Origin of the sequence: Streptosporangium sandarakinum (assembly GCF_013409935.1) — a bacterium.
In the GTDB taxonomy this organism is placed as follows: Bacteria; Actinomycetota; Actinomycetes; order Streptosporangiales; family Streptosporangiaceae; genus Streptosporangium; species Streptosporangium nondiastaticum.
The window spans coordinates 2954153-2969928 of sequence record NZ_JACCCO010000001.1; the positions used below are offsets into that span (position 1 = coordinate 2954153).

Below are 15776 nucleotides of genomic sequence, written 5' to 3' on the forward strand. Positions count from 1 at the left end.
ACATGACGTCTGGTGCGCCCAGGATCGCCGTGGTGGTCGTCACCTACAACAGCGCGGAGGTCCTCCCGGGCTGCCTGCGCTCCCTCGCCGAGGGCGCACGCGGGACGCGCCTCGCGCGTGTCGTCGTGGCCGACAACGCCTCCCGGGACGGCTCGCTGCGGATCGCCGGGGAGGCCACGGACCTGCCGGTCCGGACCGTCCAGCTCGGCCGCAACGCCGGATACGCCGCCGCGGTCAACGCGGGGGTCGCGGAGCTCGACCTCGGCGCGCTCGACGCGGTGCTGGTGGTCAACCCCGACTGCCGGCTGCGGCCGGGCTCGCTGGCCCCCCTCGCCGAGGCCCTGCGGCGACCCGGGTGCGGTATCGCCGTGCCGCGGCTGGTGAACCCGGACGGCAGCCTGCAGCCCTCGCTGCGCCGTACCCCGACCGTACGGCGGGCACTGGCCGAGGCGGTGATCGGCGGCGGCCTCGCGGGCCGCATCGGCACCCTGGGCGAGCTGGTCACCGACCCGGCGGAGTATGAGCGGGCCGGTCCGGCCGCGTGGGCGACGGGCGCGGCCATGCTCGTCTCCACCGATCTCATCCGGGAGATCGGCCCGTGGGACGAGTCGTTCCTCCTCTACAGCGAGGAGACCGAGTTCGCGCTGCGCGCCGCCGACCGGGGATGGACGCTGTGGTACGAGCCGTCGTCGGTGTTCGAGCACATCGGCGGCGACTCCGGCGTCAACCCCACCCTGGCCGCGCTGCTCACCGTCAACCGGGTGCGGCTGTTCCGGCGGCGCCGGGGCTCGGCCGCCGGGTCCCTCTTCTTCGCCGCGGTCGTCCTCGGCGAGGCGGCCCGCGCGCTCGCCGGGCGCCGCACGTCGAGGGCTTCGGTCATGGCGCTGCTGCTGCCGTCACGCCGGATCCGGAAGCTCGCCGACTGACCGGCGATCGGGGGAGGCCACGATGACCGTGCCCGCGGACGCGGCGCCCGCCGCCCGGACCGTGCGAAGCGTGCGGACGGTGGGCTTCGACGCGCTCACCGCCGAGGAGCTCGACGCCTGGCATTCGCTGCGGGCGGCCAACCCGCTGCTGGACAGCCCCTACTTCCACCCCGGGTTCGCCGCCGCCGTGCACGCGAGCGGCTTCGAGGTACGGGTCGCCGTCGGCCGGGACGGCAGCGGCGTGGTCAGCGCCCTGCTGCCCCACCACCGCGACGGGTCGATGGCCAGGCCCGCGGGCTGGCCGGGCGCCGACTTCCAGGGGCCGGTGCTCGCGCCCGGTTCGTCCTTCCCCCCGCGGGCCCTGCTCGCCGGCGGGGTGCGCGGCTTCGCGTTCGACCATCTCGTGGAGAGCTGCGCGGATTTCGCCCCGTGGGTGGAGTCGCGGCGGGCGTCGCCGTACCTCGACGTCTCCGGGGGGCTGGAGGGGTATCTGGGCCGGGCCTCGCGCAGCGGCCGGGACAACATGGCGCAGGCCCGGCGCCGCGCGAGGCGGGCCGAGCGGGACCACGGCGCGGTGCGCTTCACCGCCGACGCGGCCGACCCGGGGATCCTCGGGCGGGTGGTGGCGCTGAAGCGGGCGCAGTACGCCGCCACCGGCGTCCGCGACCACTTCGCCGAACCGGGCCGCCGCGAGCTGCTGGAACGGCTGCTGCGGGTGCGGGACCCCTCGTTCGGCGGGATCCTGTCCGCGGTGCACGCGGGCCCGCATCTGGTCGCCGCGCATTTCGGGATCCGCTCGGGAAACGTGCTGCACTGGTGGTTCCCCGTCTACGACCCGGCCTTCGCGGGCCTGTCCCCCGGGTGGATCCTGCTGCGTGAGATCGTCGCCGCGGCCCCGGCCCTGGGCATCACCCGCGTCGACCTCGGGCGGGGGGACGACGAGTACAAGCGGCGGGCCAGGACCGGCGAGACGGCGGTGTGCCAGGGGCTGGTCACCCGGAGCGCGGCCCGGCTGGCGCTGCGGCGGGCGCGCGCCTCGGCGGTGGCCGCGGCGAAAGCGTCTCCCCTGGGTCCGGGGTTACAAAATATGACCCGAAAAATCCGTACATTAATGAGAAACTAATGCCATATGAGTCAGAGCTGCCATTTTTCACTTCGTAACGCTCGCAGAAAATCACCTGATTAGAGAACGAGCAGTGCGGGGCGCGGAAAACGCCTCCCGCCCGCGGCCGGCGGACGACCCCATGGAGGCGGTTCCCAGTGAGAATCAGCGTTTTCGGGCTCGGTTACGTCGGCTGCGTCTCCGCCGCCTGCCTCGCCTCCGCCGGGCACGAGGTGGTCGGCGTCGACGTCAACCCGCTCAAGGTCGACCTGGTCGCCCGCGGCCTGGCCCCGGTCGTCGAGGAGCGCATCGGCGAGCTGACCGCGGAGGCCGTGCGGAGCGGCGCGCTGCGGGCCACGGCCGACGTCGCCGAGGCGGTCGGCTCGACCGACGTCTCGCTGGTGTGCGTGGGCACGCCGTCCGCGCCCAACGGCAGCCTGTCCACCGCCTACCTGGAGCGGGTCGCCGAGCAGATCGGCCGCGCGCTGGCCGCCGGGACACCGGCCGCCGCCGAGACGCCCGCCCCCGAACCGCCGGCGGCCGGGGCGGGGCGGCACACCGTCGTCTTCCGCAGCACCATGCTCCCCGGCACCTGCGAGGACCTGCTCGTCCCGATCCTGGAGCGGGAGTCCGGCCTGACCGCCGGGACCGGCTTCGGCGTGGCGGTCAACCCGGAGTTCCTCCGCGAGGGCACCAGCGTGCGCGACTTCTTCGACCCGCCCAAGACCGTCATCGGCGAACTGGACCGCGTGAGCGGCGACGTGGTCGCCGCGCTCTACGAGGGGCTGCCGGGCGAGGTGTTCCGGGTGCCGATCACGGTGGCCGAGATGACGAAGTACACCGACAACGCCTTCCACGGCCTGAAGATCAGCTTCGCGAACGAGATCGGCGCGATCTGCCAGGCGCTCGGCCTCGACTCCCACCAGGTGATGGACGTCTTCCTCGCCGACCGCAAGCTCAACGTCAGCCCGGCCTACCTGCGGCCGGGCTTCGCCTTCGGCGGCTCGTGCCTGCCCAAGGACCTGCGGGGCCTGGTGTACGCGGCCCGCCGGGCCGACGTCTCGGTGCCGCTGCTGGCGCACGTCCTGCCGTCCAACGACGACCACCTGCGCCGCGCCTTCGAGCTGGTGACCGCCGCGGGCGGCCGCCGGGTCGGGCTGTTCGGGCTGTCGTTCAAGCCGGGCACCGACGACCTGCGGGAGAGCCCCATGGTCGAGCTGGCCGAACGGCTCCTGGGCAAGGGCTACGACCTGCGCATCTACGACGCCAACGTCTCCCTGTCGCGGCTGGTGGGGGCCAACCGCGACTACATCGCCAGCAGGCTGCCGCACCTGGGCGACCTGCTGAGCGGTTCCGCGGGCGAGGTGCTCGCGCACGCCGACGTCTGCGTCGTCGGATGCAAGGACCCCGACGTGCTGGACGCGCTGGCCGGAGCCGGAGACCGCGTGATCATCGACCTCGTCCGCCTCCCCGACGCCGCCGCGCGCCGGGCACACCCTGGATACGTGGGCCTTGGCTGGTAGGAAAGCACTCATCCTCGTCGAGAACCTCTCCGTGCCGTTCGACCGCCGGGTCTGGCAGGAGAGCACCGCGCTGCGCGACGCCGGCTGGGAGGTGCACGTCATCTGCCCGCGGGGCGCGAAACGGGACACCGAGCCGTACGCCGAGGTGGAGGGGGTGCGCATCCACCGCTACCCGCTGCGGGCGGCGACCGGCGGCCCGCTCGGCTACCTGCGGGAGTACGGCACGGCGCTGTGGCACACCTTCCGGCTGGCCCGGCGGGTCGGACCGGTGGACGTGGTACACGCCTGCAACCCGCCCGACCTGCTGTTCCTGGTGGCCCTGACGATGCGGCGGCGCGGCGCCCGGTTCGTCTTCGACCAGCACGACCTGGTGCCCGAGCTGTACCTGTCGCGCTTCGGCCGCGGCGAGGACCTCCTCTACCGGGCCGTCCGCCTCCTGGAACGGCTCACCTACCGCGCGGCCGACGTGGTCATCGCGACCAACGAGAGCTACCGCGACGTCGCGGTCCGGCGGGGCGGCAAGCGGCCGGAGCGGGTGTTCGTGGTGCGCAGCGCCCCGGTGGTCGAACGGTTCCACCAGGTCCCCGTCGAGGAGGGGCTCAGGCGGGGCAGGCCGCACCTGCTGTGCTACCTCGGGGTGATGGGCCCGCAGGACGGGGTGGACTACGCGCTGCGGTCGCTGGCCCGGCTCCGCGACGAGCTGGGCCGTACGGACTGGCACGCGGTCTTCGTCGGCTCCGGTGACACCTTCGACGACATGGTGGCCCTCTCCCGCGAGCTGGGCCTGACCGACCAGGTGGAGTTCACCGGCCGGATCCCCGACGAGGACCTGCTGCGCTACCTGTCCGCGGCCGACGTCTGCCTGGCGCCCGACCCGCTCAACCCGCTCAACGACGTGTCCACCATGAACAAGATCATGGAGTACATGGCGATGGCCCGCCCGGTCGTCTCCTTCGACCTGCGGGAGGCGAGGGTGTCGGCCGGGGAGGCGGCGCTGTACGCGCCGGCCAACGACGAGTCGGCGTTCGCCAAGCTCGTCGCCCGGCTGCTCGACGACCCCGGGGAGCGGCGGCGGATGGGCGAGATCGGCCGGGCCCGGGTCTCCGGCCCGCTGTCCTGGGAGCACTCCCGGACGGCGCTGCTGGCCGCCTACGAGGCCGCCCGCCCCCGGCGCGCGGGGTCGTGACCTCCGGACGGAGGACACGACGCCCTGGAGCCCCCGGTTCCGGACCCGCGCCGCGGGACCCCGGAGCCGGGTCCGCGCCGGAAGCCCCCGGCGCGGCGTCCGTCCCGGAAGACCTCCGGCACCTGACCCGTACCGGCCTGACGACGAAGGAGTGGTCATCGTGAGCGTGCTCGTCGAGACCGTCGTGTCCCCCGAGGCCGCCCCCGTCGCGCAGGCCGTCGCCGACGCGTCGGCGGCGGTGGCGAGCGGCCTGCTGGGCGGGTTCGGGCGGGCCCACCGGTGGCTCCGCCGCACCGCCGGGCGGCTGCTCTTCGAACGCCGGTACGGCGTGCGGACCGCCGAGGTCGTGAGCCTGGAGGAGTTCGGGCTGGCCCGCCACGACCGGGTCTACTACTCGGCGGCGAACTGGCGGACGCTGCGCCGGGCGCTGCCGCGGGACGAGGTCGGCGAACGCGACGTGTTCGTCGACCTGGGGTCCGGCATGGGCCGCATGGTGCTGGAGGCCGCGTCCCGGTACCGGTTCGGGAAGGTGATCGGCGTCGAGCTGTCGGAGCAGCTCAACGACATCGCCCGGCGGAACCTCGCGACCACCCGCCTGCGCCTGCGCTGCCGGGACGTCGAGCTCGTCCGGTCGGACGCGCTCGACTACCGGATCCCCGACGACGTCAGCGTGGTGTTCCTCAACAACCCCTTCCGGGGGGAGACCTTCGAGACCGTGATCGAGCGGCTGGTCGCGAGCGTGGACCGCAGCCCGCGCCGGGTCACGGTGATCTACTTCAACCCCACGGAGGAGGAGTTCCTCCTGGGCACCGGCCGTTTCCGCCCCCTGCGCACGGTGGCGCACGGGCGCGGGACCCGCCAGGAGGGCCCGTTCGGCCTGACCCGGGTCTACGCGATCACCGAGAGGCCCGATGCCTGAGCCGACCGAGACGGGCCCGCGGAGTCCGGTCGGAGGGGCGACGGCGGCCACCGCACGGCGTGACGCGGCGCTCGGGCCGGGCGGCGGGACGAAAGCGGCCGCCGCGCGGCGCGCCGCGGTACGCGGGTCAGCGGGCAGGACGGGAGCGGCTGCCGCCGTCCGTGCCCCACTGGACCTCGCCGCCGCGGCGGGCGCGCACCCGGGTCAGCACCCGGTCCGCGAGCAGGACGGCGAGGTAGCAGGCCGCGTCGAGCGGGCTCACCCGGCGCCCCCGCACCAGGGCGGCCAGCGAGCCGAGCCGCAGGCGGCCCTCGGCCGCGGACCGGCCCAGCGCGGCGAGCTGCCGGTTGCCGAGCCGTACCCGCACCCGCCGGTCGAGGTGCGCCGCGACGGTCGGGGCGGGCCGGACGAGGGTCCGGGCCTCGGGCACGGTCACCCGCTCGTGCGGGGCGAAGCTCCCGTGCACCCAGCCGTCGTCGGAGATCACGTCCGGCATGGGGAAGACCCTGGCGTGCCCCCGCCCGGTGAGGAGGTAGGCCCCGGCCCCGGCCAGCCCGCGCAGCGGCGCGACGAGCCGGTCGTGCACCCGGTGCACGCGCCGGGCGACCCGGCCGGTCCCGGCGAGGTCCCAGTCGGGCACCGGGGCGCAGGCGAGCACCCCCGGCCGGGCCGCGGCGGCGACGAGCGCGCGCACCGACGCGGCGTCCAGCTCGACGTCGGCGTCCAGGTAGAGACGGGGGAACGTACGGCAGGCCGCGTCGCCGAGCCGCAGCGCGTGGGCCTTGCCCGGGACCGGTGTCTCCAGGACCCGCACGCCCGGCCGCCGGGCGGCCCGCGCCGTACGGTCGGAGCAGGCGTTGGCCACCACCACGACGTCGAACTCGCCGGGCGCCGAACCGTCGAGCAGCCGGGCCAGGCCGCCCGCGATGACGGCCTCCTCGTCGTGCGCCGGCACCACGATGCTGGCCACCGGCCACCCGGCGGGGGGCGGGGGGTCCTCGCCGGCGTCGTCCGGGCCGTTCGCCGGGCCGCACCCGGGAACCGCCGCCGGGGCGTCCGCCGGGCCCGGCACCGGATCGTTCACCGGGTCGTTCACCTGGTCGCTCACCGGAACGCCTCCCGACCGACCGTGAAACCGCGAGAAAGGGGATGACGCCTTGAGAGTAGAGCGAACCGCCATCGACGGGGTGCTGTTGTTCGTACCGACGCCGCACCGTGACGACCGGGGGCTGTTCACCCGGACCTTCGACGCGGTCGTCGCCGAGCGGGCCGGGCTCGACCCCGCCGCGTTCGTCCAGGACAGCCAGTCACGCTCGCGCCGGGGCACGATCCGCGGCCTGCACGGCCGTTCCGGCCGGGGCGAGGCCAAGCTGGTGCGCTGCGCGCGCGGAGCCGTGCACGACGTGCTGGTGGACGCCCGCCCGGACTCGCCCACCTTCGGCGAGCGGATCTCGGTGCTGCTCGACGACGAGAGCTTCGTGACCCTCTACGTGCCGCCCGGGTTGCTGCACGGATTCCAGGCGCTGACCGAGCAGACCGACGTGTGCTACCGCATCGACCGCGAGCACGACCCCGTCGAGGACCTGTCGGTCCGCTACGACGACCCGGCGCTGGGGATCGACTGGCCGCTTCCGGTCTCCGCGATCAGCGACCGGGATCTTTCGGCGGGATCGTGGGAACGACTCCGGGACCGGCTCCGGAGCCCGGAAGCGACGAGGTGAACGACGCGATGCGCTGGGGCAGCCTGCTCGCCGCCGTCACGGTGGCCGCCGTGACGTTGCTGGCCGGGTGCGGCGCCCCCGCACCGGCTCCTCCGGTGAGGAGCGGCGGACCCACCCCCGGACCGGTCGCGCCCACCACCGGCCCCGCTCCCGGGGCCGCCGGCCGCTGCCCCGGACACCCGACGCCGGCCTGCACGGGCGTGCCGCCGGGCGTGAAGCTCCGGACCCTGGCGCTGAACGAGGAGGGCGCCGCCTACCGCGTCACCAGGTCCGGCACCGTCCTCGACGGCGTGCGGGTCCCCGGCGTGCTGCTCGTCCACGCCGACGACGTCACCATCAGGAACAGCCAGATCGACGGATACGTCGTCAACGCCGACGGCGACAGGACCTTCCGGTTCACCATCACCGACTCGACGATCGGACCGGCCTCCGGCTGCCAGACCCTGCCCGGCATCGGCCAGGACAAGTACACCGCCCTGCGCGTCCACGTCCGCGGCCACGGCGACGGCTTCCGCGCCTCCGGCGACGACGTCACCATCCGCGACTCCTACGTCAACCTCTGCTCCAACCCCGGCGACCACTCCGACGGCATCCAGACCTACAACACCGGAAAGAACCTCACCTTCCACCACAACACCGTCGACCAACGCCACGCCAAGGACATCACCGCACCGATCTTCCTCACCGACGACCAGATCATGAACGCCACCGTCACCGACAACCTCATCATGGGCGGCACCTACAGCATCCAGCTGAGGAACGGGCGCGGGAAACTGGTCATGCGGGACAACAAGCTGGTCGACGGATCGTGGGTCTACGGACCGGTCGACTCGGAATGCGCGAAGATCGACTGGTCGGGCAACTCGCTGGTGACGATCGACGAGCAGTACCGCGTCACCTCGACCGTCGGCCCCCTGCCCTGCGCGGGCTGACCCGGCCGGGAAAGCGGCGTGACGGCCGGAAAGCCGAACGGCATGATCACTTTTCCGGCGCCGCCTCCGATTCTCTTTCCGGCTCCGATTCCCTTTCCGGTTCCGGACCGCCGTATAACCGTTCACCGGACCGTCCGCATGGCCGTTCGCCGATCATTCCCGGACCGTTCGCAGACCAATACTCGTGAATCCGGTGCGTATCTGTGACCCCAGTCGCAACAATGTCCCCTGTGCGAGGACCAAGCGGACACATCGTCGAGCCGGGCGAGAACCGGCGCGGAGGTCACAGGAATGTCCAGTACGAGCCCCCCACGGCACGAGGGGAATAGCGAGAGCGCGCCATCCGCACCATCCCGGCGGCGACCGCCGGTTCTGACGGCGGCGCTGGTCGCCGTCCTCGCGGCGACGACCGCCCCGGCCGTCTGGGCCCTCACCCGTGACGGCGTCGCCTTCCGGGAGGCATCCGCCGGGCGGCCCGCCCCCGCCGTCTTCACCCCGGCCCCCGACGCCTCCGATCCCGACCCGTCCGGCTCCGGCGCCGACTCCGGCACACCGGGTCACGGCACCGCGGACTCCGGCGCCCCCGGTTCCGGCGCCGCCAAGGAGACGAGCCTGTGGCGGCCGGACGTCCCGGTGCGGGCCGGGACGCACGCCGACCGCGCGCCCGTCGAGCTCGGCACACGTTTCACCGCGGCCCGCGGCGGCTGGGCGACGGGCGTGCGGTTCTACAAGGCCCGGGGCGAACAGGGCGAGCACACCGGAAACCTGTGGGACGCCCGCGGGCGGCGGCTCGCGCGGGTCACCTTCGAGGACGAGACCGCGTCGGGCTGGCAGGAGGCCCGCTTCGCCTCACCGGTGAGGCTGGCCGCCGGGCGGACGTACACGGTCTCCTACCACAGCACCCATGGCACCTACGTGGGCACCAGCGGCTCCCGCCCGGCCCGCTCCGGCCCGCTGGCCACGACGCCGCGCGACGCGGGCGTGTTCGGGTACGGCTCCAGCGCCTTCCCTCAGCGGTCGAACCCGAAGCGGTACAACTACTGGGTGGACGTCGTCTTCCGCTGGCGTCCCCAGACCGGGGAGCAGCGGGACACCGGGTCGTCCACCCCCCGGCCGTTCCCCGGGAAGACGACCCCCGCGCCGGACCGGGGAGACCGGGGCTACTGGCCGGACCAGATCCCATGGGACGGCGAGACCGCGTGGCCCGGTGACGATCCGTGGCCGGACGAGGGCCGGGGGCCGGACGACGACCGGAGCTCCGGCGACGCCCGGCGCCCCGGTGGCGACCGGTGGCCGGGTGAGGGCCGGGGACCGGGCAGAGGCCGGTGGCCGGGCAAGGACCGGTGGCCGGGCGCCACGCCCTCCCCGTCCCCCGATCCGGGCGGAACCGCCACGTCCTCTCCGGGCGACGGTTCCGAGGCCCCGGGTGACGGCGGGACCCCCCGGCCCGCGCCGACCGGAAAGGGCTCGGACGGGCCGGACGACACGCCCGGGACCGGCGGCACCGGCGGGCCCACGCTCACGCCGAAGCCGGTCCCGCCGCGCGACCCGGAGCCCGTCCCGGACGGCAGGGTGTGCGCGGGGCATCCGACGCCGGCCTGCACGGGCGTGCCGCCGGGCGTGAAGCTCCGGACCCTGGCCCCGAACGAGGAGGGCGCCGCCTACCTCGTCACCGCGCGCGGCACCGTCCTCGACGGCGTGCGGGTCCCCGGTGACCTGGTGATCAACGCCGACGACGTCACGGTCAGGAACAGCCAGATCGACGGCCGGGTGATCAACGCCGACGGTGACAGGACCTTCCGGTTCACCATCACCGACTCGACGATCGGACCGGCCTCCGGCTGCCAGACCCTGCCCGGCATCGGCCAGGACAAGTACACCGCCCTGCGCGTCCACGTCCGCGGCCACGGCGACGGCTTCCGCGCCTCCGGCGACGACGTCACCATCCGCGACTCCTACGTCAACCTCTGCTCCAACCCCGGCGACCACTCCGACGGCATCCAGACCTACAACACCGGAAAGAACCTCACCTTCCACCACAACACCGTCGACCAACGCCACGCCAAGGACATCACCGCACCGATCTTCCTCACCGACGACCAGATCATGAACGCCACCGTCACCGACAACCTCATCATGGGCGGCACCTACAGCATCCAGCTCAAGAACGCCCGCGGGCGGCTGGTCGTCCGCGACAACAGGCTCGTCGATCGCTCATGGGTCTACGGTCCCGTCGAGGCCGACTGCGCGAAGATCGACTGGTCGGGCAACTCACTGGTCACCATCGACCAGAGCTACCGCGTCACCTCGACCGTCGCCCCGCTGCCCTGCAGCGGCTGACGGCGACCTGGCGGCGCGGGCGGACTCAACGACCGCCTGCGCCGCCGGACGCGGATCGGCACCCCGCGCCGCCGGACATGGCCCTCCGCTCCCGAAGCCGGCCCCAGCCCCAAAGATAGGAATCGTTCTTGGGGTGTAGCCAAGGTAAGCCCAACCCCACAATGCGATCTTGAAGGGGCGTGGGTGCGGTTTGGTGACTTACGGGCGGGTACGTCGGGTCGCCGCTACGGTGAGCACGGTTCGGAGGTGAGGCCGGCCCGCGCCGCAGTCAGCGGGCCAGGGGGATGACCCTGCGGAACTTGCCGCCGGCCGACTGCTCCGGCGGCTCCTCGGCGCGCTCCAACGCGACGTGCTCGGCCCTGTGTTCGGCCAGCAGGCGCGAGATCTCCTCGCGCACGGTCCGCCACACGTGATCGGGGTCGGCGCCGTCCGCCTGCTTCAGCCGCACCCGCAACGTGGCTGGCGCGCTCTGCACGACCTGGAACTGCGCGATGCCGGGGACGCGGTCCAGCAGCGTGCCGAACGCCATGGGGGAGATGCGGACGTGCCCGCCGTCACCGGCGGGGAACTCGAGCATCTCCGCCGCGCGGCCCTGCACCTGGACGGCGGGCAGCGGGCTGCCGCACGGGCAGGCGTCGGGCCGCACCAGGACGTTGTCGCCCAGGTCGTAGCGGAGGATCGGCTGGACCCGGTTGGCGAGATTACTCAGCAGGACGGTGTGCGAGGGCTGCCCCGGCGGGACGGGCCGGTGGTCGGCGTCGACCGGCTCCAGCACCGCCCAGTCGGTGTTGACGTGCAGCCAGTTGTGCGCGCAGCCGTAGGTGAGGAAGCCGCACTCGGTGGCGGCGTAGGCGGAGCGGACCTGGGCGTGGAACGCGGCGGCGATCCGGGCGCGGTTCTCCTCGGTGAGCGCCTCGCCGCCGGCGATGACCACCCCCGGGTGGATGTGCAGGCGACCGGCCTCCTGCTCGCCGGCAAGCAGCCCGAGCATGCCGGAGAAGCCGGCGAGCGAGCCGGGGTTGTATCGGTTCAGCTCGGCGGCCAGTTCCGGCAGCGGCTTGTGGATGGAGAACTCCCGCATCATCCAGCCCAGCCGCGGGTAGTCGCGTCGGAACCGCGCGGCCCCGGCGACGGTGGAGAAGTGGCCAGGCGGCGCGGAGACGATGGCGGTGCGGCCGGCGCCGCGCATGAGGCGCACGAGGGCGCCGACCCCCAGCCCGGCTCGCGCGCGCTGCCCGACCGCGTTGCCCACGGCCACGCTCCGTTCGTCCTGCAGGAAGATGCCGCGCAGCCCGCTGGTGCCGGACGTGGTGGCCACGAGGTACCGCCCCTGGAAGCGCTCGCCCACGAGGGCGGGGTCGGCGACGAACTCCCGGGCCTTGGCCAGCGTCACGTCCGGGTCGGTGACCCACTCGTCGAAGCGCGCCATGAGCGCCTTCTTGTCGGTGACCGGGAGCCGCGCCGGGTCGTCGATCTCGTCGGGCAGCGCCCGGTACAGCTCGCGGTAGTAGGGCGAGTGGGCGCGGGCGTAGGCCACAGCCTCGGCCAGGCGGGCCCGTTGCCGCCGCGCGATCCCCTCGGGGCCCTCGCGCAGCGCCCGCCGCGCGTCGCGGGCGAGACTTCGTCCGTTCTCTGTCATGACGGGTCGTTCCCTTCTGCAGCGTCCGCGCGGACCGAGAGCAGGCCGCGCGCGGCGACGTCGAGGCCGTGCCGCGCGGCCCGCCACAGCTCGTCCTGCGACCGGCCGAGCTCGACGCTCGCCAGGCTCGCCTGCTGGACGGCGCCGATCAGGGAGCCGGTCATCGCGGCGGCGGTGATCGGATTCAACTGGTCCGGGAACGCCTTCAGCAGTTCGCCGGCCATCCTCCGCTGCAGGTCCAGCATCAGGTACAACCCCTTGGCCTGCAGCGCCGGTGTCGTCATCATCAGGCGGACCCCCGCCGACAGCTCCTCTGGCTCCTTGCGGGGCACCTCGGGACGGCGCCGGGCGGCGTACTCCTGCACCGCCCTGATCAGCAGCTCACCCGGCCCCTCCTGCGGCCGCGGCGCCGCCAGCGCGCCGAGCAGCAGGCCGAAGATGTGCTCGACGTCGGCGAATATGGCCTCGTCCTTGGCACGGAAGTAGTTGAAGAACGTCTTGGGGTCGACGTCCGCCGCCAGGGCGATCTGCGCCACCGTGGTCTGCTCATACCCCTGCTCGGCGAACAGCCTCATCGCCGCGGCGATGATCCGCTGCCTGGTCAGCCGCTTCTTGCGATCGCGGCGTGATTCCTCCACGCGCAAAATATACATCACATGGAACTTTCTAGATACTGGAAAATTTTTCGAGTCATCCGACGCGGCCGCGTGCCCGGCCTTCGACTCACTCAACCAAGATCGCAATTGCGGGTTTTGGGCCCACCTTGGCCACACCCCGTCCTGGGCTGGCACGCTCGCAGAGGTGTCGGAGTTAGGTGATTTGCCGACACCCCGCACAGCCCAGCCTTCGACCGCCCGGAAAACCGGACATCGGGGATGGAATACCATGCCGGGCGAGTGACTGCAGGCCGGAACCGACGACAGGATTTCCCGACAGCTAGAAGGATGCTCTGTCCTTCATTGAGGAGCCTCCGGTGCGGATCGTCTACTCGCGTGTGTCCACCGCGCCCCAGTCGCTGCTGCGGCAGCGGCACATCCTCACCGAGGCCGGCCTCCCGCACTGACCGGTACCCGGCTCGAGGAAGCGCGGTCGGCGTTCACCGACCAGGGCGCCTCGATCGCGGCGCTCGCGCGTGCGCACGGGGTGAGCCGGGCTGCGGTCCGGACCGCGCTGGCCGATCTGCTGCCCGGCCAGTCGAGCCTGTCCTCCCGGTCAGGGTGACCCCAAGGACGATATCGATCAGGCCGCCAGATCGAGGCCGAGGCGGCGGCCCATCTCAGCGGCCGCTCGCGCCGCCGGGCACGCGCAGCAGTTCCCTGGCGGCGCCGCCGACCCGGGCGGGCCACCGTACGGTGCCGGTGTCCTCGCCCGCGTCGTGACCGGCGGCGCGAGCGGCCGCCTCTCCGCCCGCGGTGCGCAGCAGCGATCCGGCGGCGCCGATCAGCAGGAACGACAGGCCCGTGACGGTGGCGAAGGACAGCAGGTCGAAGGTGGCCGCTCCGACCAGCGGGACCACGAGGCAGGCGGCGAGGGTCAGGCCGAGGTCGCGGGTGGCGGGGTCGGCGCTCAGGTGGCGGGCCCGCAGCCCCGAGTAGATCGCGCACACGAACAGCGCGACGACCACCGTGACGCCGATCAGTCCCGTCTCCACCGCCGACAGCAGGTACTGGTTGTCGAAGACCTGGTACTTGGGGGCGTACCAGGTGCCGGCCCCGCGTCCCAGCCACATGTGCCTGGAGACCTCGTAGGCGGCGACGTCGTAGTCGTGCGTGCGGTAGCGGACGCTGTCGTCGGTGCCGGCGTTGGCGAACAGGTTGTAGAAGGTGCTGATGAGCCCGGGCGCCATGAGCCGCATCAGCGCGAGGAAGGCCAGCCCGACGAGCACGGTCTGGATCCGCCGCCGGGCCGGCCAGCCGAGGAACAGCACGATCCCGACGGCCGCCAGGCTCAGCACCGCCGACCGGGAGACCGAGAACATCAGGCCCGCCCCGATCAGGGCGGCGCACGCCCACCAGCGCAGCGCGCCCCGCCCCAGCCGCCGGGCCTGGAAGCCGTAGTGGGCGGCGAGCGGGAGGAGCATCGCGCACACGACGCCGAACTCGATCGGGTGGCCCGTGGTCGCGGCGACCCGGCGGAAGTCGGACCTGGCGGTGACGAACCCGTCCTCGGAGGTGTAGCGGAGCACCGGGAGCTGGAGATACCGGGTGAGGTCGAGGTCGAGCAGGAACTGGCAGGCCCCGATGACCGCGATGACCGCCCCCGCCACCACCGCGGTCTTCAGCACGAGGTCGAGGCGGTCGGCGCCGCGCACCCCGTCGCACACCATGAGCGCGAGCCCGGCGCCCGCCACCAGCAGGATCAGGGCGCGGTCGGCGAGGTTGAGCTCGTCGGAGGGCAGGTAGCCGTAGGTGGCGTACCCGTAGGAGGCCACCATCGCGGTCAGGTGGACGAACAGCGCGGTGCGCACCGGCGTGCGGCCCTTGGCCATCCCCAGCGTGAGGGTGAAGTGCGCGCACAGCCAGCAGACGGCGGCGACCAGGGCCAGGATGTTGGCCGGGGTCAGCGACAGCGGCAGCCCCCGCAGGACCAGCCTGGCGGGAACGATCATCAGGGCGACGACGAAGAAGCAGACCAGGGTCGCGCCGTCGGCGCGGCGACGGGCCCGCGGAGCGGATGCGGACGCGTCCGGAGCGGTGGGTACGGCGGGCTCGGCCGGAGCGGGTACGGCGGACGCGTCCGTGGCGGATACGGCGGGCTCGGACGCGGACGCGGAGGCGGTCGTCACGAGGCAGGTCCTCGCCGCCGGGCCGCGCGGGCCCGGGCGAAGCTCTCGGTCCCGAACGCCGCGCACAGGCCCGCCACGACGCCGACGCCCACCGCGGCGGCGAGGCCCCGCAGCTTGCGGTTCCGCTGCGGCTCCGGGGTCGTCGCCGGCACCGCCTCGTAGGTGGTGATGTACGTCGCCTGGGGCGCCTTCACCGCCCGCTGCCGGTTGACCAGTTCGAGCCTGATCCTCGACAGGACCCGGTTCACGATCTCCCGCGCGCCCTCGGGCGACGGGCTCTCCCCCTCGACGAAGAGGTACGGGCCGGTGGCCAGCGACTCCAGGTTGTTGCTGCCGTTGGTGACCTTGTAGGAGGTGTCGCCGTCCTCGGCGACGCCCAGCTCGGCCGCCATGTCGGGCGTCGCCATCACCGCGATGAGGATCGAGGCGGAGACGTTCAGCCCCTGCTCGAAGTTGAGCATGGGGTTGGTCAGGCCGTTGGGGTAGCGCGGGTTGCTCGGCAGGCTCCCGCCGGTCACCGGTGTGGTCAGGATGAGGACCGCGCTGGAGATGTAGGTGGTGGGAATCGTCGAGTAGACGCCCGCCGCGGCGGCGAGGGACAGCACGAGGGCCGGGACGGCGGCGTACCAGCGCCGGAACAGGACGAGAACCGTCCCCCAGAAGTCCATGCGTTTCCTCTCGAACCGGGATGGCGGCCGGTGAC

The 15776-nt window shown here is 73.3% G+C and carries 13 protein-coding genes; 8 read left to right on the forward strand and 5 right to left on the reverse strand.

What is annotated here, in order from left to right:
* The first annotated feature begins 2 nt into the window (after positions 1-2).
* The 5 genes from HDA43_RS13190 to HDA43_RS36375 all read left to right on the forward strand — a co-directional run bounded on the left by HDA43_RS13190 (position 3) and on the right by HDA43_RS36375 (position 5656).
* Positions 3-926 (forward strand): glycosyltransferase family 2 protein, encoded by a 924-nt coding sequence (locus HDA43_RS13190; protein ID WP_179820306.1) that lies wholly within the window; start codon positions 3-5, stop codon positions 924-926.
* A 22-nt stretch (positions 927-948) separates the two neighbouring features.
* Positions 949-2049: a GNAT family N-acetyltransferase gene (locus tag HDA43_RS13195; protein ID WP_218911711.1), complete on the forward strand. Its 1101-nt coding sequence runs from the start codon at positions 949-951 to the stop codon at positions 2047-2049.
* A gap of 137 nt (positions 2050-2186) precedes the next feature.
* The gene (locus HDA43_RS13200) at positions 2187-3551 is read left to right on the forward strand and encodes a nucleotide sugar dehydrogenase (protein ID WP_179820307.1); all 1365 of its coding nucleotides are present in this window, start codon (positions 2187-2189) and stop codon (positions 3549-3551) included.
* Positions 3541-4737 (forward strand): glycosyltransferase family 4 protein, encoded by a 1197-nt coding sequence (locus tag HDA43_RS13205; RefSeq protein ID WP_179820309.1) that lies wholly within the window; start codon positions 3541-3543, stop codon positions 4735-4737. Before HDA43_RS13200 ends, HDA43_RS13205 begins: the two co-directional genes overlap by 11 nt.
* A 160-nt stretch (positions 4738-4897) precedes the next feature.
* A complete protein-coding gene (locus tag HDA43_RS36375; RefSeq protein WP_179820312.1) occupies positions 4898-5656 on the forward strand; it encodes a methyltransferase domain-containing protein in 759 nt (252 codons plus the stop codon).
* A gap of 127 nt (positions 5657-5783) precedes the next feature.
* On the opposite strand, the gene HDA43_RS13215 is transcribed toward HDA43_RS36375, so the two are convergent.
* Positions 5784-6764: a glycosyltransferase family 2 protein gene (locus tag HDA43_RS13215; protein ID WP_218911712.1), complete on the reverse strand. Its 981-nt coding sequence runs from the start codon at positions 6762-6764 to the stop codon at positions 5784-5786.
* A 49-nt stretch (positions 6765-6813) separates the two neighbouring features.
* Here HDA43_RS13215 and HDA43_RS13220 point away from each other — a divergent pair, with 49 nt between their 5' ends.
* The 3 genes from HDA43_RS13220 (at position 6814) to HDA43_RS13230 (ending at position 10649) form a co-directional block, all read left to right on the forward strand.
* Positions 6814-7377: a dTDP-4-dehydrorhamnose 3,5-epimerase family protein gene (locus tag HDA43_RS13220; protein WP_179820317.1), complete on the forward strand. Its 564-nt coding sequence runs from the start codon at positions 6814-6816 to the stop codon at positions 7375-7377.
* Positions 7374-8309, forward strand: coding sequence for a right-handed parallel beta-helix repeat-containing protein (locus tag HDA43_RS13225; RefSeq protein WP_179820319.1), 936 nt, complete (start codon positions 7374-7376; stop codon positions 8307-8309). The genes HDA43_RS13220 and HDA43_RS13225 overlap by 4 nt, the downstream gene beginning before the upstream one ends.
* 291 nt (positions 8310-8600) lie before the next feature.
* Positions 8601-10649 (forward strand): DUF4082 domain-containing protein, encoded by a 2049-nt coding sequence (locus HDA43_RS13230; RefSeq protein ID WP_179820322.1) that lies wholly within the window; start codon positions 8601-8603, stop codon positions 10647-10649.
* 268 nt (positions 10650-10917) lie between these two features.
* Here the strand turns inward: HDA43_RS13230 and HDA43_RS13235 are convergent, their stop codons facing one another.
* From HDA43_RS13235 to HDA43_RS13250, 4 genes are all read right to left on the reverse strand, one after another.
* The gene (locus HDA43_RS13235; protein WP_179820324.1) at positions 10918-12288 is read right to left on the reverse strand and encodes a phenylacetate--CoA ligase family protein; all 1371 of its coding nucleotides are present in this window, start codon (positions 12286-12288) and stop codon (positions 10918-10920) included.
* Positions 12285-12926 (reverse strand): TetR/AcrR family transcriptional regulator, encoded by a 642-nt coding sequence (locus tag HDA43_RS13240; RefSeq protein WP_218911713.1) that lies wholly within the window; start codon positions 12924-12926, stop codon positions 12285-12287. The genes HDA43_RS13235 and HDA43_RS13240 overlap by 4 nt, the downstream gene beginning before the upstream one ends.
* A 638-nt stretch (positions 12927-13564) precedes the next feature.
* Complete coding sequence (locus tag HDA43_RS13245; RefSeq protein ID WP_312873225.1) at positions 13565-15073, reverse strand: O-antigen ligase family protein; 1509 nt, start codon at positions 15071-15073, stop codon at positions 13565-13567.
* The gene (locus HDA43_RS13250; protein ID WP_179820328.1) at positions 15070-15741 is read right to left on the reverse strand and encodes a hypothetical protein; all 672 of its coding nucleotides are present in this window, start codon (positions 15739-15741) and stop codon (positions 15070-15072) included. The genes HDA43_RS13245 and HDA43_RS13250 overlap by 4 nt, the downstream gene beginning before the upstream one ends.
* Positions 15742-15776 lie beyond the last annotated feature (35 nt).